Raw genomic sequence first — 23,812 nt, 5'->3', positions numbered from 1 at the left:
CTAGATTAATCTCATATCGATGCGAAACAAGTAATATGATGGTTTTCATGATATAATATGGGACAGCAAACGATGGGGTATGTCTTGAGTTACATCATTACATTCGAAAGAAGGTTTTTTCTTTGTCTAAAACCAAACAGCCAAAACCTGACTGGATTCGAATCAAGCTGACTACTGGCGATAATTATAAAGAAATCAAAAGCATGATGCGATCCAAAACACTTCATACGGTGTGTGAAGAGGCTCGCTGTCCAAATATTTACGAATGCTGGGCTAACCGTACGGCAACCTTCATGATTCTGGGTGACATTTGTACCCGCGCTTGCCGATTCTGCGCCGTGAATACGGGGCTTCCAACGGAGCTGGACCTGCAGGAACCGGAACGGGTAGCGGAGGCAGCCGAGCAAATGAACCTGCGCCACTGCGTGGTAACAAGTGTGGCACGGGATGATCTGAAGGATGGCGGTGCCTACATATTCGCCGAAACCGTCAAAGCCATTCGCCGACGCCTGCCGCTGTGCTCGGTGGAAGTGCTGATCCCGGATTTCATGGGAGACGAAGAATCGCTGAAAATCGTGATGGACGTAAAGCCGGATATTCTGAACCACAACATTGAGACGGTGGAGCGTATGTCCGATCGCGTACGTGCCAAAGCCAAGTATTCCCGCTCATTGCAGCTGCTGAAGAATGCCAAGGCGATGCAGCCTGACATTCCGACCAAATCCAGCATCATGCTGGGCGTCGGCGAACAATGGCATGAAATTCTGGAGGCGATGGACGACTTGCGTTCGGTGGGATGCGACATCATGACGATCGGCCAATACCTGCAGCCTTCGCCGAAACATCTGAATGTTGAAAAATACTACACGCCGGAAGAGTTTGCGATCTTGAAGGAAGAAGGAATGAAGCGCGGATTCAGCCACGTGGAGTCCGGTCCTCTTGTGCGCAGCTCCTATCATGCACACGAGCAAGTGAAGTCTGCGGAACGCAACAAGGAAGAGACGGTGCAGTCTTAACCTATTGGAAAGGCAGGGGAAGCTTTCAATGATCGTTATCGGAAACAAAAGCTATGAAGTGTTAAAGGACCATCGAAACGGCTGGAATCTGGAAGCTTTCCGGGAGCGGTACAGCGAGGTGCTGGACCGCTATGATTACATCGTGGGAGACTGGGGTTACAATCAGCTTCGGCTTAAAGGCTTCTATCGGGACAATCATCCCAAGGCTGCCAAGGATTCAACCTTTTCCAGCATGTCCGATTACATTAACGAATATTGCAATTTTGGCTGTGCTCACTTTGTGCTTCAGAAAACGAAGGAGCAGAAGGAAACGAAAGAGCATGCCTCCAATACGAAAGAGCCTGTAGAGGTTCGAGAAACATCCCCTAAGGATAACCGGGCTGAGGGGGAAGCACAGGGAAGCAAGGAACCCCAAGAGGGTTCAAAACCGGGCAAGGAGCACAAGGACCAGCGTGAGCGGCGCGAAGGCAAGGATTCAAGACGCGAGCCTCGAGAAGCCAAGGCCCCCAAGGAGAAGGAAGCAAAGCCTTCCAAGGAGTCTCATGTCCCTTCAGAGCAGCCGCAATAACCAAAGAACGGTCACCTGTATTTTGGCAGGTAGACCGTTCTTTTTTTTCGGGTATTGGTAAAGGAAAGACTTCGTGAAGCGTTGGCCCTCCTGGTAAATGTAAGAAAGAGGTCCTCTTCATATTAACCAAGGAATGCATCGCGGACGCGGTTCCAGAACGGAAACGGCCGATAACGTGCGAAACTGACCTGCTGCTCTGCCACCTGACAGCGCACGGATACGAGGTCGTCAATCGAGATATTAACGTGATCGATGGTAAGCAGCAAACGCTGTTCTTTTCGCGAGAATATATCACAATGATGATGCTTGGGCAGAAGCAGCGGCGAGCCCAGCGTACGGAAAATCCGGTTGTTAATCGAGGCGATTTCCGCAATCTGAAGCGCATCGATCGAGGGATGAACCATCGCGCCGCCGACACTCTTGTTATACGCCGTGCTGCCGGACGGCGTGGATACGCAAATGCCGTCTCCCCTGAACATCTCAAAGGTCACGTCGTTGATGTCAATTTGCGCGACAACGGTACCGTCAACGCCTTTAAGCGTAAATTCGTTTAAGGCAATGTAAGAGGACGTTCCTGATTTCTTATGGATTTCCAGTTGAACCAGGGGATACTTGACGAGGCGCGGCTTCACGTTGCCGTGTTCGCCTTCTCCGCTCATATGATCAATTAGCTCCGTCAGTTCATCCGCCTTCCAGTCAGCATAGAATCCCAAGTGGCCCGTATGGACGCCGACGAAGGCGAGGTCGGGAATACGGTCTATAAACGTATGGAAGGCGTGCAGCATCGTGCCGTCTCCACCGATCGAGACCACAATCTCCGGAGATTCTGCATCCAGCACAAACCCCCGCTGTTCCGCCAGCTTGTGAAACTGCTGGGTCAGCTCGACAGACAATGGGTCACCGCGGTCCAGAACATAATATCTCAAGTTGATAAGCTCCTTTGTAAGGTTATATAAAGATGATAATCAATCTTGGAGAAGAACACAATGTTCACCTTGGGAATTAGCGGAATTTCTGCTGCAGTCCTCGAAGGATCTGAATAAACAACGCAACTGCAATCAGGAAACCGAGCAGGATGCAGAAAGCCGCCATAATATGGGTATACCCGTTTAGGGCGGAATCCGAAACAGACGGCACCGCCAGCGTCGGTATCGAAGACCCCATGACGCTTCTCCACAACAGCAACACGGCGGTGGCCGCAATAATGCCGTGGATCAGCCTGGCTACGACAAACGGAAAATACCTAAGGTTGGTAGAGTTCAGGATGCTGATGATCTGGGCATGAACGGACAGGCCGCCCCAAGACAAGATAAAGGCTGCCGCGGCCGCTTTGTATGGCAGAGGAATAGCGGCACCCGCTTCCCCGGCATAGCGTGCGCCCAGCGTCACTTCAAACAGTCCCCCCACAATGGCAGTGGATAAGGATTCGGGCATGCCAACGAGGGATAACAGCAAGCTGATGACCTCCGTTAGCGCGGGCATGACGCCGGCCCGGGTCCAGAGTTCAAGAAACACGGAGAAGAAAACCACAAGACCGCCGACAACGATAATCAGCTGAAGCGATGATTGAATCGCTTGTCTCAGCAGCGTGCCGAGATCACGGCCGTCCTGCTCCCGCGCAGCATGCATGGCCTGAAAGGCGGACTTGAGCCGGCTTGTCTTCGTTTGGGACAGGAGGAGCGAATCGGTTGATGTATTGGACTCGCGCTTGCCATGAAATCTCATTAACAGTCCTACGAGGAATCCTCCGCCATAGTGGGCCAGGGCCAGAATGAGACCTATTTTGGGATCGTGAAAGAAGCCGATGGATACCGCTCCTATCAGAAATATGGGATCCGAGGAGGTGGTAAAGGCAACAAGTCGTTCACCTTCCTCCCGATTTACCATTTTTTGCTCCCACAATTTGGCGGTTAATTTGGCACCGACGGGGTAACCTGAAACATATCCCATCGCGGCCACGAATCCCCCTGCGCCCGGAATTCGGAACAACGGTCGCATCATGGGGTCCAGGAGCGTGCCGATCAGATGCACCACGCCAAACCCCAACAGCACCTCTGAAATGACAAAGAACGGGAACAGGGATGGAAACAGCACGTCCCACCATATCGCCAGGCCGCGGAGTGCGGATTGGAGCGCCGCTTCGGGAAACAAAGCCATCAGGACAATCACGCTGATCAGAGCCGATACGAGCATGAGCCAGCCCATTTTTTTCATGGTCATATAAGGAATACGCCCCCTGGCATCGTTGTGAATGATAGAATATGGTCCGATATTTAAAATCTATGCAGCATATAGGACAAACAGTATAAAAAACATGAGAAAGCGGTTACATTTGTGCTTTATTTTCGGGGATATTGTGCTATAATAAAAACCATCAAAGCACATCTTTCGTATTATGTTTGGATGGAGTGATGATCATGAGCATAGTCGCAGGTATCCTGGTATGCGCCTTCGTTTATGTTATACGTGCTTCTCTCGTCCAGAGTGAAGAGGACTGGCGCAGTTATTAATAAGTTCTAAAAGGTGCTAACCATCGCTTAGCGCCTTTTTTTGTTGTTTTTTGCTATAATGGACAGGTACATCCAATCGAAAGCGAATCATAAACAGATGGGAGAATTAGCGGATATGAATCCGAACTTAAGCATCTATGATAACCTCGGGGGTGCCGAGGGTGTACGATCGCTCGTCGAAGCTTTTTATCCGAGAGTGCAGCAAAATGAGCTGCTTTCGCCATTGTTTCCGGAAGATATCTTGCCGGTGATGGAGAAGCAATATATGTTTTTGAGCCAGTTTTTCGGGGGGCCGGCCTTGTTCTCGGAAGCGTTCGGACATCCGATGATGCGGGCCAGGCACATGAAATTCCCGATTACCGACCGTCATGCCGAAGAATGGCTTGGCTGCATGGCCGGAGCCTTAATCGAAATCGGCGTGGAGGATGATTTACGTGATTTTGTGCTGCAGCGTCTTTCGGGTCCCGCCCACCATTTCGTGAATACTCCGTAGTGCCTTAGATCTAGAAACGGACAGGAATTAGACGCGAATGAAGGGATGGCGAATGGCGTGAAATTGGAACCCTTGTATTCCATCAAGGTGGCTTGTGCGCACTGTGAGCATGAATACTTAACGTCCAGGGTGAGACCAAGCTTTAAGAAAGCATTCCGTACGGATACGGATTTCTGCGCTTACTACAAATCGGAGAACCCCGATTTTTACGTGGTGCGGGTCTGTCCCGAATGCGGATTTGCTTCGACGGAACACTCGACCCTGAAATTGAATGAACGGCAGAAGACGCTCTTCTATGACCAGGTTGGATGCCGCTGGGAGAAGAGGGATATGGGAGGTCCCCGCAATCTGGAGGATGCCCTGGAGTCGTACAAGCTGGCTCTCCTCTGCGCCCAGGTGATCGGGGAGCGGGACCGCATCGTGGCCAGCCTGCTGCACCATATCGCATGGCTGTACCGGTATCAGGGCAACGAGGATCAAGAGAAGCGGTTTTTGAGCTACAGCCTGGAATCTTATATCCGGGTGTTTGAGCTGGAAGGGGTAGGGGCGAATGATGCCCGTCTGCTGTACCTGATCGGAGAGATTCATCGCAGGCTGGGACAGTTCCAGGAGGCGGTCCAGTGGTTCTCCAGAGTGGTCCAGGACGAGAAGATCATGGATGCTGCCATGATCCGAGCCTCCAGAGAGCAGTGGAAGCTGATAGCCGAACAGATCCGGGAGCAGAAGAACGCGGCGATTCCGGCGGAGTCTTAAATGCAAACAGCCCGCTGAACGGTGGGCCAGCAGGCTGTTGATTTGCAATTTGCAGCGATGGCTTGCTTTAAGATAGAGTCAGCGCAATCGCTGATCCGTGAGCAAATAGTCGATGTCGCTGTCCAGCACGGTAACTTTGTTGTGGCAGCAGGGGAAGATGAGCAGCTTCTTTTTCCCTTCCCTAACGCTCACAAGCTCCTTAGGCTTCATGGGAAGCAAGACATTGTCTGTCGCGCAGAAGGGGCAGCTGTGTACATATACGTCGTTGCCAACGACATCATAAGGCCACGTATTCGAAAAAGGAATCATGAGTTCTCCGATGAATGGGACTCATCGTCTTTCGGGGTTGCTTTCGCTTCCTCATTCTTGGCAAGCTCGGCAATCTTCTGCATTAATATATGCTGAGGCATATGCATCAGCTGTTCCAGCGGAACGCCCAGCTGCTTGGACAGTGTAACCGCCGTCTCCGGTGAAATTTGCAAAGGTCTCATGGCTTCTAGCTCCTCCAGCAGTAATTTGTTTGATCAAGAGGGAAAACAGTATTTTAGTTATATATAGTTATACACTTTTCCCTAAGTCCACACAAATGGTATTCCGTTTGAATTCATATTTTATCTCGAAAGGTGATGAATGTTCGATGGCACTTCAACAAACTTGGGATTTGGAATCGATATTTCCAGGAGGCTCCTCCTCGCCGCAGCTCGGGAGCTTTATTGAGGCTTTGGAGCAGGATGTACATAAGCTTCAGCAAGACGTCAAGGCATTGGCTGTTCCAGAGACCATCGAGAGCGCATCCAGTCTGGAGCGCTTCCTTGAGCAGTTCCAGAGCGCCTATGCAAGGATCCGCGAGGTTTCTGCCTTCGTAGGCTGCCTGACCGCACAGAACGTGAATGACAAGAAGGCGGTTCAATTGTCCGGGCGGGTAACTACGCTGTCTGCGGCCCTGCAGTCGGTGAAGAACCAGTTCGATAACGTGCTTCGCGGAATGAACGATGAGCTCTGGACCGCATGGACCGGTACGGATAAGGTGTCCGAGCTGGAATTCGTACTGAACGAAAGCCGCAATCTCGCGAAGGATAAGATGAGTCCCGAGCTGGAAAGCCTGGCTCTTTCGCTGGGGGTAGACGGTTATCACGGATGGGGGGAGTTCTACGACACCATCGTGAAGAAAATCCAAATTCCGTATGAGGAAGACGGAGAGACGGTCATGCTGTCGGCAGGGCAAGCATTCAATAAAATGCATGATCCACGCCGGGAAGTGCGCCAATCCATGTTTGAGAAGTGGGAGAAGGCTTGGGGAGATTCCGCTGATTACTGCGCGGATACCTTGAACCATCTATCCGGCTACCGCCTGAAACTGTACGAGAACCGCGGCTGGAACGATGTCCTGAAAGAACCGCTGGCGATTGGCCGGATGAGCCGCGAGACGTTGGACACGATGTGGGCCGTCATCCAGGATACGAAGTCGGTGCTTGTGGAGTACTTGAACCGCAAAGCGAAGCTGCTCGGTCTGGACGGGTTGTCCTGGACCGATGTGGATGCTCCACTCCGTACTTCGGCAACCAAGATCTCGTATGACGATGCCGCTGTTAACATCGTGGAGCAATTCCGTAAGTTTAGCCCGAGATTGGCTGATTTTTCGCAGATGGCGTTCGACAAGAGCTGGATTGAGGTCGAGGACCGATCCGGGAAGCGACCTGGCGGTTTCTGCACCTCCTTCCCGGCAAGCGGCCAGACGCGGATTTTCATGACGTTTGGCGGAACGGCCTCGAACGTCTCGACCCTGGCTCATGAGCTGGGTCATGCCTATCATCAGCATCTGATGGGCGGAATTCCGGTGCTTAACCAAAAGTATGCGATGAATGTCGCCGAGACGGCATCCACCTTCGCCGAGATGATTGTTTTTGATGCGATGGTGAAGGGGGCAGGCAGCGAAGAGGAGAAGCTGGCTCTGTTGGAAGAGAAAATTCAGAACAGCGTGGCCTTCTTTATGAACATTCATGCACGTTTCTTGTTCGAAACCCGCTTCTATGACAAGCGGAAGAACGGTCTGCTGAGCAGCGAGGAGATCTCCGATTTGATGGTGGAGGCACAGAAGGAAGCATACTGTGATGCCCTGACATCGTACCATCCGCATTTCTGGGCATCCAAGCTTCATTTCTATATCACGGGCACCCCGTTCTATAACTTCCCGTATACCTTCGGTTATATGTTCAGTACGGGCCTCTATGTTCGGGCATTGGAAGAAGGTCCGACCTTTGCGGACAAATATGATGCTTTGCTTCGAGACACAGGCGTAATGTCCGTGGAGAACCTGGCAAAGAAACATCTGAATGTAGATCTGACCCAGCGCGACTTCTGGCAAAGCGCGGCGGACTCCTGCGTAAGCGATATTAAGCAGTTCTTACAAATGACAGAGCATTTAGCATAAATTGTTGGTTATCCTCGAAAAAACAGTTAAAAATGCAGTTTCTGTTATGGCGTTTGATCTCCGACTGCAGATTTACTCCCATATTCGAAAGAAGCTCCTTCGGGGCTTCTTTTTTTGTCGTAAAAGAAAGAAAGTTGACGCAATAAAGGAGCGGAAAACTAAAATATTTGTGCAATTTTAGTAATAAATACCCAAATGTGTTGAATATTGTTGATCCAATGATTTCTATCCCCTATAATGAGTCATAAGCCCTAATAATAGGGAAGATTTACTAATAAAGGAGGGGAGAAGGGATGGTAAAACTAGATCAATTATCACTGGCTAGGCAGCTGGACATCGTGTTTAAAGAGCTGGAAGAAGAGTTGGGAGGTCTAAGCTCGGGGACGGTTTTTGTACAAATACGAAACAATGTAATTGGTAAATTTGGCATACGGCATAATCCATTGTCTGGGCGTAACGGGATCATAGCTCCGCAAGAGGAGGGGCTAAGTGAGGCTCAACAATTCTCTTTTCGTTCGATGGCGCTTGAAAGTCTGAAACATAAACGCCATTGGACACATGGCGAAATCAGTTATGAATTTATGGTACGACAAGGCATCGTCGTTGTGGATGCTGTGCTTGAATCCAACTATAACATGGCCAACTTGATGATACGGTACCCTCGTAATACATATGCCGAAGCTGCTTCGGAATCCTGAAATCATTTATTATATAGAACATATAACGAAAGAGGCGATCTTTGGGGAGAAGATCGCCTCTTTCTATTTACGGCTGGAGGGAAGAGATGCTAATTACAGGTTCGAACGACCCGATAATTGCTGCTCAGCCAATTGTACCAGACGTTTGGTGATGTAACCTCCCAAAGAACCGGTTTCACGGGAAGTATAGTTTCCGTAGTAACCGTCTTGTGGAATCGTTACGCCCAGTTCTTGAGCAGCTTCCATCTTCAATTGTTGAAGAGCTGCAGTTGCTTGAGGTACGACAAGATTGTTAGAAGAACGACCTTGAGCCATGTCATGTCACCTCCTTTGGTGTTGTATGAGGATATTATGACCTGATTGATAGGGATCTCATTCGTGCAGGAGGCAGATCGTCTGCTGGTAAAATTACCCGTAGGCATTGTTCATAGATCAAATAAAAGCAGCCCTTTGATATTCAAAGGGCTGCTCTTGCTGAAAAGTTAAGTATATGAGGATGTTATGTGTCAATGGAGACACTGGCTTAGTCTTGCTCTGCCTCCGGTGACGTATTCTGAATGCTGATCTTGGTCGTCAGATTCACGGTCTGTCCCGGTTCCAAATGAATCAGCCCGGTTTCTTCGTTCGGGAGATTCAAATTGGGTGCGTTGGGAAGCCAGGTGTACGGTTCGATGCAGAGGAACTGCTCGGCAACACCTTTGGTATAGAGCACCCAATGCTTGAAGAAGGCACGGTCTGCCGAATAATGAATTTGGTAACCATCGTCCCGCTTCAGCAAGGCCTCGGCAGGTTTGCCCTCAGGGATCTTTAATATCGTATCCAGGTCGGCATCCTTCAGGTTTAGTCCCGAATTCAGTTGTTCCAAATGGCCGAGAGGTGAAAGATCGCCGGTCGGGATCAGTTCGTTATTCAAAGTATAAATGCCTTCAACTGGCAGATCCAGCGTCCAGCGATGCGGTTCGCCGTCCAGCAGGAACCACGTATGGTAACCCATGCCGAACGGAATGGGGCTAGCGCCAAGATTCGTTACGCGAAGGCTCTGCGTTAAGCGTGTCCCCTGAAGACGGAAGGTCATCTCCAGCTTCAGCGGCACAGGAAATTGGGCAATCCATTTCGGATCATCCGATGAGATGAACTCGGTCGAAACGGCGCAGCCGTCATCCTCCTCCTCTATGTCGCTGACACACCAAGCCTGTGATCGGTGGAGGCCGTGGATATGATTGTCGTTCGCGGTATTTTGGTCAAATTGATACGACGTTCCGCCATATTCGAAATGGCCCTTGGAAATCCGGCCTGGCGGTATGAGCATCGGAATGCCGAAGTGGTAAGGCTTCTGTAGATAGAATGCAAGCTCGCTTTCATCTGGTTTTCGGAGGATTTCGCGTGAGTTTTCATTGTCTTTAATCCCAATGACGTTATTACCTAGACGAGGAAGGAGAGTCACTTCAAGACGGCCGCTGTTTAAAATATAGGTGTCGTAACCATTCCACTGGCCTTTGGTCACTTGATTCATATCGATGCTCCTTTACTAACAGAAATCATGGTCTGGACGATTAACCACATCATAACAGATTTTTGTGGAAAGGGTAAAAGAAATGCTTCAAATAGGCCCGGACATCTTGATTCCAAATTGGAATTGACAAGGCAGAGCAAGAGTTTTATCATTGCATGTAATAGTGATCCATGATGATTGAAACACGATGACAAGGACAAGTAAGCAGGTGCGGCCCATCCTTCAGAAAGCCGGTGGTTGATGCGAACCGGCGGATCCGCTTTGCTGAATGGCCCTTCGAGTGCCGGGCTGAACGGGATAATGCTGTTATTCCTTAATATGCCGGCCGGGTATTCTCCGTTACAAGAATGGAAGGCTGCAGCCTGCGTAGGATGATGCTTGCAGCGAATAAGGGTGGCACCACGGTCTCACGTCCCTTGCGGATGTGAGGCTTTTTTGCGTTCCTATATGCTCCCGCAGGACGGGGCAGACTTGGATTAAATGACAATATAAATAAATGGAGGGCTAGTCATGAAAACCGTATTATCGGGAATTCAGCCAAGCGGTAATCTAACGCTCGGCAACTACATCGGAGCCATTAAAAATTTTGTGAAGCTGCAAAACGAGCATGACTGTTATTTTATGGTGGTCGATCTGCACGCAATAACGGTACCGCAGGAGCCTAGCTCGCTGCGGGATCGCTCGGAATCGGTCGCGGCCCTGTACGTTGCCGCCGGAATCGACCCGAACCGCGCCAATATCTTTTTGCAGTCCCATGTTCCTCAACACGCCGAGCTGGGATGGATCATGACCACCCTGGTGAATATGGGCGAGCTGGAACGGATGACCCAGTTCAAGGACAAATCGGAAGGCAAGGAATCGGTTGGGGCCGGCTTGTTCGTTTATCCTGCGCTCATGGCCGCAGACATTTTGCTGTATAATGCAAATCTTGTGCCGGTGGGAGACGACCAGAAGCAGCATTTGGAAATCACGCGCGATTTGGCTGCACGCTTCAATCATCGGTTCGGTCCGTATTTCAATATTCCGGAGCCGTTCATCCCTGAAGTCGGTGCGCGAATCATGTCGCTGGACGACGCCTCCAAAAAGATGAGCAAGAGCAATCCGGTTGAGGGCAGTTATATCGCGATGCTGGATACGCCGGATCAAATTCGCAAGAAAATCAGCCGGGCTACAACCGACTCCGGAGCCGAAGTGGTGTATGATCCTTCCGCTAAGCCTGAGGTGAGCAATCTGATGAGCATCTATTCGGAGTGTGCTGGGGTGTCTTTGCAGGAAGTGCAGTCTCGTTTCGAAGGAAAGATGTACGGGGCATTCAAGAAGGAGCTTGGCGAAGTTGTCGTAGCCGCTCTGGAGCCGCTTCAGAACAGATACCACGAAATTCGCCAAACCGGTGAAATTCATGACATTCTCGCCAAGGGAGCCGAGCAGGCGCAGAAGACCGCTGCCCAAATACTCGATGGCGTGAAGGACAAGATGGGATTTCTGGCTCCTAAATAAACAAGGGTCTTCTAGGAAGGCTTGCGCTTGGATTTAATAATGAATCCCCAGCCTATGTTGAGGATGGAGAGCAGCGCCAGACCGACGGCCAGAAATCCGTTGTAGCTGATGGATATGGCGGAGGCGGTCAACAGGACGATGGAAGAGACCGCAAACCATAGGGATAAGCCTTTACTCATTATGAAAAAAACCTCCAAAGATTAAAATTTTAAAAATACGTATAACGTTGCAAGAAGGAGCCATAATAAGTTTGCAAGCTTGCACTGGAATAACAGACATTCAGTGAAGGGAGATTTTTAATATGGCACGTCGCAGCAACAATTTGGTTGTACCTCAAGCTACTGCAGCATTACAACGTTTGAAACTCGAGGCTGCTCAAGAACTAGGCGTAACGATTCCTCAGGACGGTTACTATGGTAACTATACTTCCCGTGAAACAGGATCCCTGGGCGGATACATTACTAAACGTTTGGTACAGCAAGCTGAACAGGCTCTTTCGGGGTCTGGCCGCACGCTGTAATTTCTCTCTCATAACGTGAGTATGGAAGCCCGGAGCGCTATGTCAGCGCTCCGGGCTTTGTATTCATATCAGGGGCCCGACAGGCATCCTGCTACATAGACAAATTGTGCCTTAAACAACGGCGAAACGTCAAGGTGATATCCCTTCCAAATGTCACTGAATTGTCATATAGATGGAATGAATTCCGAAGGATTGCTAAACACTTTTTACTAATGATATGATAAACTTTATAGCGGAGGCAGTACTTCCTCCATAACGACAGATACAAGGAGGAACGTTAACACGTGGATAATCACTTGAGATACCAGGCTCCTTCAGAATCCGCAGCACTGGCCTCGGCAGCGCCTGCACCTCCCGATAAGGCGGGGACTTGGAAAGATTTTATCACGGTGACGAAACCCGGAATCATCCGGTCAAATTTGATAGCGGCTTTTGCCGGATTTTGGCTGGCATCGCGTTGGGATATCCAATTTGGATTGATGATTATGACACTTCTCGGAACTGTGCTTGTCATGGCTTCGTCCTGTGTTTTCAATAACTATTTCGACCGGGAGCTCGACATGAAGATGGAGCGTACCCGGAATCGCTCCCTTCCAACCGGGCGTTTGACACCCAAGGTTGTTCTTTGGTATGCCGTCATTCTGGGGGTCGTGGGACTAGCCGTGCTGTTCCTGTTCTCAGGCGTGCTGGCAGGCCTATTCGGAGCCGTCGGAATGTTCGTTTACGTTGTGGTGTACACTCTCTGGCTTAAACGTTCTTCTACATGGAGCACGTCGGTCGGAGCGATCTCCGGTGCCATGCCTCCGGTAATCGGCTATGTGGCCGTAACCGGAAGCGTAGATATGGCAGCCGTCCTGCTCTTCGCCCTGCTGTTTCTCTGGCAGCCGCCGCATTTCTGGGCGCTGGGCATTCGCCGGGTGGAAGAATACCGTGCAGCGGGATTCCCTTTGTTGCCGGTTGTCAAAGGAATTAAACGCACGAAGTATCAGATGATTCCTTACCTGGTGCTTCTCATACCGATCCCCATCCTGATGTATGCATACGGATATGCCGGTATATTCTTTCTGGTCATCGGACTCCTTCTGGCTATTTGGTGGCTCTACGCCGCACTCCAAGGTTTCCGTGCCAAGGACGATGAAGCTTGGTCCAAAAAAGTATTCATTATCTCCATCAACTACTTGACCTTGAGCCTGATCGTTCTCATACTCAATACCACCTTTTAACAGGTGGCTGGGCTTTTAGCGATACACTAAAACCTGATAGAACAGGGATTGCCTGAGACGAAGGGAGAACGGGGAAGGTCATGAATGCATTCAAACGTTACAAATGGACTTGGGTACTGCTCGCTATATGCGTAATAGCAGCCATCTACCTGGTATACAACTCGCTTGGATTCGGAAAGGAGAAGTTTCCGATCGTTCGTGAGGTTGCTGCCTATTCCATGGAGAATGTAGATGGGAAAACGATCACGTCGGAGGATACCAAAGGCAAGGTGAAGCTTATGTACTTCTATTTCACCAGCTGCCCGGATGTGTGCCCGATTACGACGCTGGTTCTGTCTCAGATCCAGGAGGACTTGAAAAAAGAAGGTTTATTCGGTAAAGAAGTTAACTTTGTGTCCATCTCCTTTGATCCGGAGACCGATACGAAAGAGAAGATTAAGGAGTTCGGAGACCGATTCTATGCCGATTACAGCGGCTGGTACTTCCTGCGTGGAGACCAGGAGGAAACGCGGAAGCTGATGCAGGAGTCTTTCAAAATTCCGCTGCTGGGCAACAATTCGACGAATTTCACGCATGGCAATTCCATTGCCTTGGTGGACCGGGACAATAATATCCGGAAGACCTATAATGCTGCGGATCCATCCGAAGTGAAGACCGAGGATATCGTGAAGGACATCAAGGCTTTGATTAAGGAATAAATTGCAGGTAAAACCAAAAGGCGCGCTCTATCGTTAAAGATGGAGGACGCCTTTTTATTTAAATAGCGAAAATTGAAGCCATTCAAGATGCTCTTGTGATCCTTGACAATAGACACGGTTCATCAAAATACGTCAGGGGGCGGGTAGATGATGAATTCCTCCAGCCCTGCCTTCTCCAGCTGGGCAATCAAGTATTCGTCGGGAGTTCCTTCAACGCCGGCATATCCCCGGCGGGTATAGATTTGTTCGGCATCTGGAAAGACGTCGCGCAGAGCCCCGCGAATTTTTTTGCCGGAGCTGTCGTTATCCATAAAAAGGTACACCTCTTGATCCTTCACCTGTTTATGCAGACTCTCAAGCTTGGCGGTGTTTAACGTTCCGAATGTGCACAGGATGGTTATATCCGAAGTCAGCAGCCGACGCAGCCGGCTCCGGTCGTTCTTGCCCTCTACAATAAGAAATATCGGCATCTTTTTATCACCTCTGTCATGATACGGAGATCCTTGGCAGCATTCCCCGGGAAATGTTGATCTGCCGTCGAATGATGTAGGTATAGTGTAACTTGTTTTCTGCCGATCATGCAAAAGGAGGCATAATAAACGGCCATCCAGTGGATGGCCGCAATAAGATTAATCCATGTATTCTAGTTAGAAACAGCTTAGAATGATGACGAGCAGAATGTACAATACAAGAATCATTCCTACGGAATTTCCATGGCCCCCATGGCAATGTTTATGATGAACATGACTCATGATTACTTCACCCCTTGGTTAAATGTTCGTGGTCATTTGCCACACTGTATCTTATGTGGGTTTACCCATATGGACTGTGTATTGGCCCATCCGCGTTGATTTGGGCGCTGTTTTTAGCATGGTACAAATTCATCAGACGGTTGAGATTGGGGTTTCGGGCGAGATGGCTGTCAAAGGTGCTTCACGATTGCGTTTGGGGAGCAGCAGCAGGACCGTCATCAGCATAAGAAACGCAACAAAATAAGGGGATATCACCGTGCGCAGTTGTCCAGCCGCGATCGGGCCGACAAAGGATCCCAGCGACATGGCGATGGACTGAAATGAGAACACTTTGCCAAGCCTGCCTCCGCCGCTGAGCTGAATGAACAAAGAGGATAAAGCCGGGAATAGCAAACCTTTGGCAAGTCCGAGCGTAAACAGGATAATCATAATCGGTACATGGTCTGCTGCAGCGAGGGCGTAGAAGCATATGGCCAGCCCGAATACGCCGATGGTCACCCTGATATGAGGCGCATAACGGTTGAGGAACAGCATGCTTAGCGTGACCAGGGCTCCAAGGCTAATGACGGAGAAGAGAAGCCCGGTGGACATAATGCTTGCCAGCCCGCTTTCCCGAAGCGGTATTTCAAAGAACAGGATTCCCTGAGAGCAAGCGATCGCAAAAGGAATCAAATATAAGCGCAAGCTAAACGGAAGCCGTGCCGGCTTCTCGTTGTTGATCGGTTCAGCCTGCTGATCCTTATGTTTAGCAGCGGCCGACATCGGCTTCGGGAGACTGAGAAACGCCATCAAGCCTGTGAAAATCAAAAGCCAGCCCAGACTCTGGAATGTGCCGGAAAATCCCGCATTGGCGACGATGAAAGCTCCTGCAGCCGGCGACAAGACAGAGGCAAGGGTGTGGATCACGCCATGACCGGACATATATTTGCCCTGCGTAACGGGATCCCGGGAGAGCGACGCCAGCAGCGCCAGGCAGGCCGGTGACAGAAAGGCCAGCACGAAGCCGCTGATCGAGCGGAGCACGAGCAGCTGCCAGGGCAATTGGACATGGGCCTGAAGAAGCAGAATGATACCGGCGGCGGTTAGGCTGAAAATAATGTAGCGTCTGCTGCCGTGACGATCGATCAGACTGCCCGCAAGCAGGTTGCCGGGCAGATGGGTTAGAGCATAAATGCCCATCATCCAGCCGATAAACGTAGGGGCTGCTCCAAGTGAAATGGCAAAGGGCGTCAGTACAGGATACTGAGCATGCAAATCAAAAAACGCCAGAAACAAAAACATATAGAGCCATAAAGCGGTTTTCAATATGGCACCCTCCTATCCGGCTAAAGTTGATATGGTACTACTACTTGTACGTACGAAAGGTCAAGCTTAGACCTTTTTGTGAAAAGACCCGGTTGGCTGACAGCTTTGCGGGGTATCATGTATAATTAACAAGACGGCCATAAACCGCCGCTTTTGAAACGATTGACGGGAGTGAAAACGAATTGGATACTCAGGTCTGGATTGAATTTCTTAAACAAAATTGGCTGGTCATCGCCATCGCCTTAATCATCTTGTTTATCGTGCTGAACGTGGTGAGAACCGTCATTAAGTGGGCACTTGCCGTGCTCATCATCGGGGGATTGTTGGTGTACAGCGGAATTTCCCTGGACAAAATCGGCGAGGTTGTAACCACGGTCAAGGAAGAGACGGTGGATACGATAAAAAAAGAAGCGCTGAACATGATGATGAAGGAAGCGAAGGAAGCACAATATACTTCGAATGGAGACGGCACGTACTCCATTAAAGCGCCCAATCTCGAGTTGAAAGGAAGCGCCGGTTCGAAAGAGGTGGAAGTCACCTTCCGCGGTGTTTCGGTAGGGAAGTGGGACATCAACGATACGATTCAGAGCTTTATCGATGATGCCAAGAGCAATTCGGCATCGAAATAACAAATGATGAACGCAATCGGATGCGGATGTAAGCTGGCAGCATGTCCATGAGCGGTTAAGCTTACGTCCGTTGACAAGACATCATGGGATAGGAGGGGATACCGTTTGATGTCGGCATGGAAGGAAAGTGTGCTGGATGGGAACGGAATCACCATCTTGCTGCTGCTGATTGTGGCTTTTTCACTCATTCAGGGATGGAGTCGCGGAGCCTCCCGCTCAGCCGGGAAGCTTGTTTTTTTTCTGGGGGACGCGGTGCTTCGCCTGGTCGGGCTTGCGATCTCCGTTCCTTTTACATTATGGCTGTCGCCTAAGGCAGGCGATTGGCTGGGCACGGTCTCCGGTTTACCGAATCGGGAGCTGCGCTTCTGGGAGCAGATTTATTATACGGCCGTAAAATCGCTGGCGGATTTCCCGCTGCTTCGGTTTGCGGTCCTCTTTATGCTGAGTTATGCCGTTATCGTGTTTATGCTGCGGCTGCTGGTTTCCCTGATCATGGGAGGCGGGCTGGGACTCTTCGGAACGAAAAAAGAAACCTCGGCATCGCTGCTGAGCCGGCTGACCGGTGCCGGAATCGGCGTCGTCATGGGCGCAGCGCGGAGCATTATTGTGATTGCTATCTTATTCATCTTCGTCAGTCTGAATCCTGATCACGGCTTCAGCCGGTATGTCGAGGCTTCTCCGGTTTATCAGCAGGGGGCGCGGGCTGTGATCGAGCCCTTGTCGGGTTCTCTCGTCAAGGAAAAGCTGCCGGTGTTTACCCAGTCGGTTCAGGAAGAATTGAATGGGATCATTCAGCGAAAGTACGAGGTCATCGACCATCAAATCCCCGAGGGCATCGAGCAGACGGCTGCCCATGTCGTGAAGGGGGCATCAACCGATGAAGAGAAAGCGCGAAAGCTTTATGATTGGGTAGGCAGCCGGATCGCATACGACCACGACAAAGTGACGCTGTATGAAGAGCAGCGGATATGGAAAGAGCAGACGCCGCAGAATACCTACGATACGAGGTTAGGGGTATGCATTGATTACGCCCGGTTGTATGCCATGATGGCGAGGTCGCAGGATCTTAAAGTCAGAGTGGTTACCGGCAGGGGATATAACGGACAAGGCGGTTATGGTCCGCACGCATGGAATGAAGTCTACTTGAGCGAAGAGAAGCGCTGGATCCCTCTTGACCCGACCTGGGCACAGAGCGGCAACTGGTTTAATCCGCCGCGATTTAATGAGACGCATATTAAAGAGCAGGTATTTTAATAGAGTGATAGAGGCAGGGGCGGCTTTCTAGCAAGGAAGTCCGCCCTTGCCTATCCGATGTGCCTTCAGATGAAGTGGGGGGGCGTTTATGTTAATATGGGTTTATGTGATTGTGGATAAAGGGGAGAAGCTTACGTGAAAGGGTTTAGGCCGGACAAGCGCAAACAAGAAGAACAAGATGCCGGCAGTCAGTTTAACTTGCGGGTTAATCTATTTTTTTTCAGCACGTTTATTATATTCTGCGTCATTATTATACGTCTTGCCATACTGCAGTTCGTGGAAGGTCCTGAGCTGAAAGAGCTCGAAACCGGCGGGCAGGTTAAAAATTTCCCGCTTCAGCCGATTCGGGGCAGCATCATCGATGCTTCCGGAACGCCGATTGCCTACTCGACACCCTCCCAAGCCCTGTATTTAACGCTGTTAAAGGATTACAGTTCATCCGAACGAGGGAAGAAGAACCGTCCGGAAATCGAAAAGCTGGCCGAGGAAATGGTCAGGGTCTTCGATCAATACGGTGATCCGAAAGCAGAGAAATTAACGGTGGATGATGTAATCAAAGCGATGGACCTGGAATTTAACAAGCAGCCGGGTTATGAGCCGAGACGCATCAAAGCGGATCTCTCGACTAAAGAAGTGGCTTACTTTATGGAGCATAAGAACGAGTATCCCGGAGTCGAGGTCGTGGAAGAGAGCCAGCGTCAATACAACCCGGACAAAATCGCCGTTCAAACGATTGGATATTTGAAAGAGTTCCGCGGCATTAAGACACTGGACAAATATAAAGAGATTGATGAGCAGAACAAGAAGCAAAAGGATCCGGGACTCATCTACACGGAGCAGGAGAAGGTCGGCGTAGACGGGCTCGAAATGATGTTCCAAGATGAGCTGCGCGGCAAGAACGGATATATCGGCATTCCGATTAATCCGCAGAACATGGCGGACGGGGTACCGACCATGATTGCCCCGGAGAAGGGTTACAACATCCATACGACGATTCATAAGGATATCCAAAAAGCTACGCAGCAGGCGATCATCGATCAGCTGAAATGGCTGCACGCCAATCCGGTTTCCGGCAAAACGCATCCGAATGCGCTCACGGGTTATGCGGTAGCGATGGAAGTGGATACCGGCAACATTGTCGCCATGGCCAGTATGCCAGATTATGACCCCAATGTATGGGAGAATGGAACCGACGATTGGGAATCCGTCATGAAGTATTACGGTAACGGTACGATCTCTCCGTACAGTTCCGGGCGCTCCGGCAACAATCTGGAATCGGTCGTGCTGCTTGGCTCGACGATGAAACCTTTGTCGGTGCTGATCGGGCTTAACGAAAACTTGTTCGGGCCGAACGATTACTATTATGACGGCGGCGCGGCATTCTTCGGTAAGGATAATACGAGGGTTCGGAACTCCGGCGGTAAAGCCTACGGGTCCCTGAACGCAAGAAAAGCGATCGAGCATTCCTCCAATGCCTTTATGGTTGATTGGATCGGGGAAAAGCTGTACAACAAGTATGGCTCCGAATCCGTTGAGGTATGGGATAGATACATGAAGAAATTCGGGCTTGGGGTATCCACCGAATCCGGTCTGCCAAAGGAGCATAAAGGCATCATCGAATATACCAACATCGAGCAGGCGGGAAGTTATTTGGCTGCCATGGCGTACGCCTCCTTCGGACAGTCGGGCAAATATACGACGCTCCAATTGGCGCAGTATGCCAGCACGCTTGCCAATCGGGGAGAACGCATCCGTCCGCAGCTCGCCAGCAAGATTGTGGATCAGGACGGCAATGTGATCAAGGAGTTCAAGCGCGAAGTATTGAATAAAGAGGAATTCCCGCAGCAGTACTGGAATGAAGTCATTGCAGGGATGAACACGCAGGGACTTCGGGCTTTCGAGGATTTCAAATATGATTTTGCGCGGAAAACAGGAACATCCGAGCAGGATATTTATAAAAACGGCACTCGGATCCGGGTGGAAAACGGGGTGTTCATCGCCTTTGCACCGCGACAAAACCCGAAACTGGCCGTTGCCGTAGTCATTCCGGAAGCAGGCTTCGGTTCTCAGAGTGCCGCGCCGGTTGCACGTAAAATTTTCGACGCTTATGACGAGATTTACGGACTGGACGGTACGCCGCACCCTAAAAAAACCGAGGGTGAGAATGAGGACGGCAGTACGAACGAATAATCGACAAACGGCAGCCAATAGCCCTGCAGGGTTGGCTGCCGTTTTTTTGTCATACATGGGCGTCCGGGGCCTTGTCCGCCACGAGATTCAGAACAACGCCAAACTCCAGCAGCGCTTTGAGGCCGCAGAGCACCATGGTGTATCCTCCCATGGAATCAATGGCCCCATGCAACATCTCATCATCATTTCCTGTAAATCCGGAATGGGTAATGGCAACGAAGGTCTCATGTTCGCCCCGCGGGGTGAATATCCACTCGGTCCTGGTTTGATCGGAAGATTCGATGGCGATGCGGCGGTTCTCCTCGATATCGTGCACATACAAGTCATCAAACACGCCATACATTTCCCAATCCCAGCGGATATGCCGGCCCTTCTCAAGTCTGCCGCTGCTTTTGGTAAACCAGAACTTGGTTGTGATATCAGGGTCGATGAAAGCCTCGAAAACTTCTGAAACGGGTCTACGAATCAACATCTCTGCCGTGACGACGGGATTCTGATTGAGCTTGGTCATTGGGGTGCATAACTCCTTTCGGGGTTGTCTTCATACTCATCCTAGCATACCGTAATGAGTATTCTTTCTTTTACATTGCTTATTTATTTCAAGGGGCTTGTCGTTTGTTCGAGCACCCTCGAGGAAATCTTGCGTCAGGCCGGGTTCTGCCTGGTTTGGCATGCATCGAGGGGCTGCTCATTCAGGGGAATGTTTTGACGCCCGGCCTTTTGTGGTAAAATGTCGTTATGTTTGCTTTGATTCGTAAGGGGGTTAATACCATGAAACATAAATATCGGTTGTTGGCACTGGATATGGACGGTACGCTGCTTCAGGACGACCATGAAGTATCCGAGGAAACGGTGAAGTGGATCAAGGAGGCGGTGCGGCACGGCATTCACGTCTGCCTCTCGACGGGCCGGCCGTTTCAGGATGCTTATCCGTATGCCAAGCAGCTTGAACTGACGACGCCGATGGTAACGGTGAACGGCGGCGAAGTATGGCGTGCGCCGTATGAATTGCATCGCCGCGCGCTGCTCGACAGCAAGCTCGTGGAACAAATGCATGCACTCGCGGTTGAAACCGGATCGTGGTTCTGGGCGTATTCAGTAGATAGATTGTATAACTCTGAGAACTGGACCGACGATGTCGCGAATCAGGAGTGGCTGAAATTCGGATATAACACGAATGATCATGAGGTACGCCACAATATCATGATGCGACTGCAGGATATGGGCGGACTGGAGATCACGAACTCTTCGCCGGACAACCTGGAAATCAATCCGCAGGGCGTCAACAAAGCAACCGGGATCGGACAGGTGTGCGAGCTGCTCGGTATCAGCATGTCCGAGGTTGTAGCCGTAGGAGACAGCCTGAACGACCTGGCCGTCATCCAGCAGGCCGGCCTCGGCGTGGCCATGGGCAATGCCCAGCAGACCGTGAAGGATGAGGCGGATCTTGTGGTTTCCAGCAACAATGAGGACGGCATCGTCGAAGTCATCAGGGATCATATTTTGATCGAAGGGTGAGATGTTGATGGACGTATTGGGCTGGATTATCGTCATCGCTCTGTTTATCATTGGGATGGCCGGAGCGATATACCCTATTCTGCCGGGGGTTGTCGCCATTTACCTGGCGTTGTTCGTTTACGGCTGGTTCTTTACATTCGAGCATTACAATGCATGGTTCTGGATTATCCAGACCATCATTCTGGTGGTGCTCTTCATTGCCGATTATGCGGTTAATGCCTGGGGAGTCAAGAAGCTCGGCGGTTCCAAAGCCTCGATCTGGGGCAGCACGATCGGACTTATTATCGGACCGTTCGTGATACCGGCCTTCGGGTTGATTATCGGACCGTTCCTCGGCGCATTTTTGGGTGAAATGCTGGCAGGCTCGGGAGCAAGCAAATCCATGAAGGTTGGCTTCGGATCGGTAGTTGGATTGTTTAGCAGCATTGTGGTGAAGATTATATTGCAGCTTGCGATGATCATCATTTTCTTCATCTGGATTTTCTAATAGAGCATAGCAATCGCTGTAAGAGGCGCTTTGGAGGAGAAAGAAGGGTACGGTTTTGTCTAAGAAAGAGTCATTTATTAAAGGCACCATCATCTTGGCCGCTGCTGCGCTGGTAGCCCGGGTGCTGGGCCTTGCTCAGCGGGTGCCGCTGGAGCATATGCTGAATGATATCGGGGATGCCTCGTTTACGATCGCCAATAACGTATATCTAATGCTGTTAACGGTAGCAACGGCCGGCATTCCCAGCACGCTCAGTAAAATGGTATCGGAGCGCCATGCTTTGAACAAGCCTGCGGAGGCTCGGCGCGTCTATCATGCTGCGCTTATTTTTGCCGGGGCAGCGGGCGTTGTCATGACGCTGCTCCTTTACTTCGGAGCTCCTTTTTATGCCACTCATATAGCCAAGCAGCCGGAGGCCGCCGCTGCCATTCAAGCGCTCGCTCCGGCGCTGCTGCTGTTTCCGGCCATCGCCATGATGCGGGGATACTTCCAAGGGCGCAATAATATGACGGCTGGCGGCATATCGCAAATTATCGAGCAGATTGCACGGGTTCTGACAGCGATCGGCTTGGCCTATGTGCTGCTGCGTTTGGGATATGACGATACCTGGATCGCGGCAGGTGCCTCCTTCGGGGGCGTCCTCGGCAGTATCGGGGCATTTGCGGTCATGCTGTATTTTACGGTGAAGCTTCGCCGAAACGATCGTGAGCTCAAAATGCCGGCGGCGGACCGCTCGATTCCGCTTGGCGGGATATACCGGGATATATTCACGCTGTCTATACCGATTGTGCTGTCTTCCCTGGCTGTTCCGGCGGTCAACTTCATTGACAGCTCCATTGTGAAGCCGCTGTTGATCGGGCAGGTTGGTCTGGGAGAGGCTACTGCAGCCCTCGCGGTATTAGGAAACCGAGCGCAAAGCGTAGCGGGCATTCCGCCGATTCTAGCCATTGCCCTCAGCACCTCGCTCATTCCGATCATCTCTGCCGCTTTTGCGAGGAAAGATCAGGAACATTTGGAACAGCAAGTATCGCTGGCCATGCGAGTTGCCATATTGACGGGTATGCCGATGGTGATTGCGCTCTGCGTTGCATCCTATTCCATCAACGGATTGCTGTTTAGTTCCCTCGGCGGAAGCGGGATCATCGGGTTCCTGACATTCGGTACGATTTTTCAGATCACGATGATGACAACGAACTCCATTCTTCTTGGAATCGGCAAGGCCAAGCTCTCGATGGTTCACGTGATGATCGGGATAGCGGTCAAGCTTGTTGCCAGCTTCCTGCTTGCTCCGTTGTTTGGCATTTACGGCATCATCGGGAGCACGGCTCTCTGTTTCCTTGTCATTACGATGCTGAACGTCAGATCGATCAAGGCGATTGTATCCTTCTCGATCCTGGGCAAACGCTGGATGGGCTTCATACTAACGGTTGCTGCCGCAGGAGGGATCGGTTACGGCCTGAATCTGGCGGGTATTCAGATGGTCGATGTCATGCCGGCACGTTTGGCATTCCTGCTGACCTGTCTGGTTGTAGGCGTAGCCGTAGTCATTATATATCTTGTGCTGCTGGTGGTGTTTGGCGTACTGCGGCAATCGGAGCTTAGCAGTTACCCGCGTCCTTTGCAGAAGGTATTCCGTCCGCTGATGAGACTGCAGCCTGCGCGTATGCGGGAACGGGGATAAACCTATGATTCAAGAACAGCACATCTATTCATTCATCCGTTAGAGAAGAGACCATTCCGGCCGTATCGGAATGGTC

26 protein-coding genes and 1 other annotated feature are annotated in these 23,812 nt (G+C 50.8%); of the genes, 16 read left to right on the top strand and 10 right to left on the bottom strand.

The genetic code is table 11. The features are described 5' to 3' along the window. Positions 1-122: 122 nt before the first annotated feature. Together lipA and MHH82_RS28005 are read left to right on the top strand one after the other, a co-directional pair. Positions 123-1,016, top strand: a complete 894-nt coding sequence (gene lipA / locus MHH82_RS28010) for a lipoyl synthase (RefSeq protein ID WP_009591422.1) — start codon at positions 123-125, stop codon at positions 1,014-1,016. A 28-nt stretch (positions 1,017-1,044) separates the two neighbouring features. Further along, entirely contained in the window at positions 1,045-1,584 is a 540-nt protein-coding gene (locus MHH82_RS28005) for a YutD family protein (RefSeq protein WP_251498630.1), read from the top strand. A gap of 122 nt (positions 1,585-1,706) precedes the next feature. Here the strand turns inward: MHH82_RS28005 and MHH82_RS28000 are convergent, their stop codons facing one another. Together MHH82_RS28000 and ylbJ are read right to left on the bottom strand one after the other, a co-directional pair. After that, on the bottom strand, positions 1,707-2,510 hold the full coding sequence (locus MHH82_RS28000; RefSeq protein ID WP_009591431.1) for an NAD kinase: 804 nt from the start codon (positions 2,508-2,510) through the stop codon (positions 1,707-1,709). Between the two features lie 76 nt (positions 2,511-2,586). Further along, complete coding sequence (gene ylbJ / locus MHH82_RS27995) at positions 2,587-3,804, bottom strand: sporulation integral membrane protein YlbJ (protein ID WP_015737438.1); 1,218 nt, start codon at positions 3,802-3,804, stop codon at positions 2,587-2,589. 405 nt (positions 3,805-4,209) lie between these two features. Here ylbJ and MHH82_RS27990 point away from each other — a divergent pair, with 405 nt between their 5' ends. Beyond that, the gene (locus tag MHH82_RS27990; RefSeq protein WP_015737437.1) at positions 4,210-4,587 is read left to right on the top strand and encodes a globin domain-containing protein; all 378 of its coding nucleotides are present in this window, start codon (positions 4,210-4,212) and stop codon (positions 4,585-4,587) included. Positions 4,588-4,644: 57 nt separating this feature from the next. Next, the gene (locus MHH82_RS27985; protein ID WP_251498627.1) at positions 4,645-5,340 is read left to right on the top strand and encodes a DUF2225 domain-containing protein; all 696 of its coding nucleotides are present in this window, start codon (positions 4,645-4,647) and stop codon (positions 5,338-5,340) included. A 78-nt stretch (positions 5,341-5,418) separates the two neighbouring features. Here the strand turns inward: MHH82_RS27985 and MHH82_RS27980 are convergent, their stop codons facing one another. Both MHH82_RS27980 and MHH82_RS27975 read right to left on the bottom strand, forming a co-directional pair. After that, positions 5,419-5,649 carry a hypothetical protein gene (locus MHH82_RS27980; protein ID WP_340968881.1) on the bottom strand — a complete coding sequence of 77 codons (231 nt, stop codon included), beginning with the start codon at positions 5,647-5,649 and terminating at the stop codon, positions 5,419-5,421. After that, positions 5,646-5,831, bottom strand: coding sequence for a YycC family protein (locus tag MHH82_RS27975; RefSeq protein WP_015737435.1), 186 nt, complete (start codon positions 5,829-5,831; stop codon positions 5,646-5,648). The genes MHH82_RS27980 and MHH82_RS27975 overlap by 4 nt, the downstream gene beginning before the upstream one ends. 146 nt (positions 5,832-5,977) lie before the next feature. On the opposite strand from MHH82_RS27975, the gene MHH82_RS27970 reads away from it, so the two are divergent. Both MHH82_RS27970 and MHH82_RS27965 read left to right on the top strand, forming a co-directional pair. Then, positions 5,978-7,771: a M3 family oligoendopeptidase gene (locus MHH82_RS27970; RefSeq protein ID WP_340968879.1), complete on the top strand. Its 1,794-nt coding sequence runs from the start codon at positions 5,978-5,980 to the stop codon at positions 7,769-7,771. A gap of 293 nt (positions 7,772-8,064) precedes the next feature. After that, the gene (locus MHH82_RS27965; RefSeq protein WP_009591435.1) at positions 8,065-8,469 is read left to right on the top strand and encodes a hypothetical protein; all 405 of its coding nucleotides are present in this window, start codon (positions 8,065-8,067) and stop codon (positions 8,467-8,469) included. Positions 8,470-8,562: 93 nt separating this feature from the next. On the opposite strand, the gene MHH82_RS27960 is transcribed toward MHH82_RS27965, so the two are convergent. Then, the gene (locus MHH82_RS27960; protein WP_006212633.1) at positions 8,563-8,784 is read right to left on the bottom strand and encodes an alpha/beta-type small acid-soluble spore protein; all 222 of its coding nucleotides are present in this window, start codon (positions 8,782-8,784) and stop codon (positions 8,563-8,565) included. Positions 8,785-8,992: 208 nt separating this feature from the next. Continuing rightward, positions 8,993-9,982 (bottom strand): aldose 1-epimerase, encoded by a 990-nt coding sequence (locus MHH82_RS27955; RefSeq protein WP_015737433.1) that lies wholly within the window; start codon positions 9,980-9,982, stop codon positions 8,993-8,995. Between the two features lie 178 nt (positions 9,983-10,160). Next, positions 10,161-10,402, top strand: a binding site (T-box leader). A gap of 90 nt (positions 10,403-10,492) precedes the next feature. Between MHH82_RS27955 and trpS the strand changes: the two genes are divergently transcribed. Next, entirely contained in the window at positions 10,493-11,479 is a 987-nt protein-coding gene (gene trpS, locus MHH82_RS27950) for a tryptophan--tRNA ligase (protein ID WP_015737432.1), read from the top strand. An 11-nt stretch (positions 11,480-11,490) separates the two neighbouring features. On the opposite strand, the gene MHH82_RS27945 is transcribed toward trpS, so the two are convergent. After that, a complete protein-coding gene (locus MHH82_RS27945; protein WP_009592873.1) occupies positions 11,491-11,658 on the bottom strand; it encodes a hypothetical protein in 168 nt (55 codons plus the stop codon). Positions 11,659-11,780: 122 nt separating this feature from the next. On the opposite strand from MHH82_RS27945, the gene MHH82_RS27940 reads away from it, so the two are divergent. The 3 genes from MHH82_RS27940 to MHH82_RS27930 all read left to right on the top strand — a co-directional run bounded on the left by MHH82_RS27940 (position 11,781) and on the right by MHH82_RS27930 (position 13,920). After that, complete coding sequence (locus MHH82_RS27940) at positions 11,781-11,999, top strand: alpha/beta-type small acid-soluble spore protein (RefSeq protein ID WP_015737431.1); 219 nt, start codon at positions 11,781-11,783, stop codon at positions 11,997-11,999. 284 nt (positions 12,000-12,283) lie between these two features. Then, positions 12,284-13,222: a heme o synthase gene (cyoE, locus tag MHH82_RS27935; RefSeq protein ID WP_009592896.1), complete on the top strand. Its 939-nt coding sequence runs from the start codon at positions 12,284-12,286 to the stop codon at positions 13,220-13,222. 80 nt (positions 13,223-13,302) lie between these two features. Beyond that, positions 13,303-13,920, top strand: a complete 618-nt coding sequence (locus tag MHH82_RS27930; RefSeq protein ID WP_015737430.1) for an SCO family protein — start codon at positions 13,303-13,305, stop codon at positions 13,918-13,920. Positions 13,921-14,042: 122 nt separating this feature from the next. Here the strand turns inward: MHH82_RS27930 and MHH82_RS27925 are convergent, their stop codons facing one another. Together MHH82_RS27925 and MHH82_RS27920 are read right to left on the bottom strand one after the other, a co-directional pair. Continuing rightward, positions 14,043-14,390, bottom strand: coding sequence for a toprim domain-containing protein (locus tag MHH82_RS27925; protein WP_009592860.1), 348 nt, complete (start codon positions 14,388-14,390; stop codon positions 14,043-14,045). 414 nt (positions 14,391-14,804) lie between these two features. After that, positions 14,805-15,977, bottom strand: coding sequence for an MFS transporter (locus MHH82_RS27920; protein ID WP_015737429.1), 1,173 nt, complete (start codon positions 15,975-15,977; stop codon positions 14,805-14,807). A 182-nt stretch (positions 15,978-16,159) separates the two neighbouring features. On the opposite strand from MHH82_RS27920, the gene MHH82_RS27915 reads away from it, so the two are divergent. The 3 genes from MHH82_RS27915 to MHH82_RS27905 all read left to right on the top strand — a co-directional run bounded on the left by MHH82_RS27915 (position 16,160) and on the right by MHH82_RS27905 (position 20,050). Then, on the top strand, positions 16,160-16,606 hold the full coding sequence (locus MHH82_RS27915; RefSeq protein ID WP_009592905.1) for a hypothetical protein: 447 nt from the start codon (positions 16,160-16,162) through the stop codon (positions 16,604-16,606). A 105-nt stretch (positions 16,607-16,711) separates the two neighbouring features. After that, positions 16,712-17,860 carry a transglutaminase domain-containing protein gene (locus tag MHH82_RS27910; RefSeq protein ID WP_085982515.1) on the top strand — a complete coding sequence of 383 codons (1,149 nt, stop codon included), beginning with the start codon at positions 16,712-16,714 and terminating at the stop codon, positions 17,858-17,860. A gap of 135 nt (positions 17,861-17,995) precedes the next feature. Then, the gene (locus tag MHH82_RS27905; RefSeq protein ID WP_015737427.1) at positions 17,996-20,050 is read left to right on the top strand and encodes a peptidoglycan D,D-transpeptidase FtsI family protein; all 2,055 of its coding nucleotides are present in this window, start codon (positions 17,996-17,998) and stop codon (positions 20,048-20,050) included. A 49-nt stretch (positions 20,051-20,099) separates the two neighbouring features. Here the strand turns inward: MHH82_RS27905 and MHH82_RS27900 are convergent, their stop codons facing one another. Next, a complete protein-coding gene (locus tag MHH82_RS27900) occupies positions 20,100-20,561 on the bottom strand; it encodes an SRPBCC family protein (protein WP_015737426.1) in 462 nt (153 codons plus the stop codon). Positions 20,562-20,821: 260 nt separating this feature from the next. Here MHH82_RS27900 and MHH82_RS27895 point away from each other — a divergent pair, with 260 nt between their 5' ends. From MHH82_RS27895 to MHH82_RS27885, 3 genes are read left to right on the top strand one after another with little or no spacing between them, the layout of a single operon-like run. After that, positions 20,822-21,568, top strand: coding sequence for a Cof-type HAD-IIB family hydrolase (locus MHH82_RS27895; RefSeq protein ID WP_015737425.1), 747 nt, complete (start codon positions 20,822-20,824; stop codon positions 21,566-21,568). Between the two features lie 7 nt (positions 21,569-21,575). Next, entirely contained in the window at positions 21,576-22,055 is a 480-nt protein-coding gene (locus MHH82_RS27890) for a DUF456 domain-containing protein (RefSeq protein ID WP_009592909.1), read from the top strand. A gap of 55 nt (positions 22,056-22,110) precedes the next feature. After that, the gene (locus MHH82_RS27885; RefSeq protein ID WP_015737423.1) at positions 22,111-23,736 is read left to right on the top strand and encodes a putative polysaccharide biosynthesis protein; all 1,626 of its coding nucleotides are present in this window, start codon (positions 22,111-22,113) and stop codon (positions 23,734-23,736) included. The last annotated feature ends 76 nt before the right edge of the window (positions 23,737-23,812 follow it).

It is taken from the genome of Bacillus sp. FSL K6-6540 (assembly GCF_038007545.1).
Note: the sequence above shows the minus strand (reverse complement) of the source record. Positions and strands in the feature narration are given on the sequence as shown.

What these genes read in the sequence shown, in the direction of transcription:
- MHH82_RS27970 (WP_340968879.1), top strand. Translation starts at nt 5,978, where the DNA reads ATGGCACTTCAACAAACTTGGGATTTGGAATCGATATTTCCAGGAGGC.
- MHH82_RS27955 (WP_015737433.1), bottom strand. Translation starts at nt 9,982, where the DNA reads ATGAATCAAGTGACCAAAGGCCAGTGGAATGGTTACGACACCTATATT.
- MHH82_RS27980 (WP_340968881.1), bottom strand. Translation starts at nt 5,649, where the DNA reads ATGATTCCTTTTTCGAATACGTGGCCTTATGATGTCGTTGGCAACGAC.
- ylbJ (WP_015737438.1), bottom strand. Translation starts at nt 3,804, where the DNA reads ATGACCATGAAAAAAATGGGCTGGCTCATGCTCGTATCGGCTCTGATC.
- MHH82_RS27940 (WP_015737431.1), top strand. Translation starts at nt 11,781, where the DNA reads ATGGCACGTCGCAGCAACAATTTGGTTGTACCTCAAGCTACTGCAGCA.
- MHH82_RS27990 (WP_015737437.1), top strand. Translation starts at nt 4,210, where the DNA reads ATGAATCCGAACTTAAGCATCTATGATAACCTCGGGGGTGCCGAGGGT.
- MHH82_RS27890 (WP_009592909.1), top strand. Translation starts at nt 21,576, where the DNA reads ATGGACGTATTGGGCTGGATTATCGTCATCGCTCTGTTTATCATTGGG.
- MHH82_RS27945 (WP_009592873.1), bottom strand. Translation starts at nt 11,658, where the DNA reads ATGAGTAAAGGCTTATCCCTATGGTTTGCGGTCTCTTCCATCGTCCTG.
- MHH82_RS28005 (WP_251498630.1), top strand. Translation starts at nt 1,045, where the DNA reads ATGATCGTTATCGGAAACAAAAGCTATGAAGTGTTAAAGGACCATCGA.
- MHH82_RS27975 (WP_015737435.1), bottom strand. Translation starts at nt 5,831, where the DNA reads ATGAGACCTTTGCAAATTTCACCGGAGACGGCGGTTACACTGTCCAAG.
- MHH82_RS27895 (WP_015737425.1), top strand. Translation starts at nt 20,822, where the DNA reads ATGAAACATAAATATCGGTTGTTGGCACTGGATATGGACGGTACGCTG.
- trpS (WP_015737432.1), top strand. Translation starts at nt 10,493, where the DNA reads ATGAAAACCGTATTATCGGGAATTCAGCCAAGCGGTAATCTAACGCTC.
- MHH82_RS27930 (WP_015737430.1), top strand. Translation starts at nt 13,303, where the DNA reads ATGAATGCATTCAAACGTTACAAATGGACTTGGGTACTGCTCGCTATA.
- MHH82_RS27960 (WP_006212633.1), bottom strand. Translation starts at nt 8,784, where the DNA reads ATGGCTCAAGGTCGTTCTTCTAACAATCTTGTCGTACCTCAAGCAACT.
- MHH82_RS27925 (WP_009592860.1), bottom strand. Translation starts at nt 14,390, where the DNA reads ATGCCGATATTTCTTATTGTAGAGGGCAAGAACGACCGGAGCCGGCTG.
- MHH82_RS27900 (WP_015737426.1), bottom strand. Translation starts at nt 20,561, where the DNA reads ATGACCAAGCTCAATCAGAATCCCGTCGTCACGGCAGAGATGTTGATT.
- MHH82_RS27965 (WP_009591435.1), top strand. Translation starts at nt 8,065, where the DNA reads ATGGTAAAACTAGATCAATTATCACTGGCTAGGCAGCTGGACATCGTG.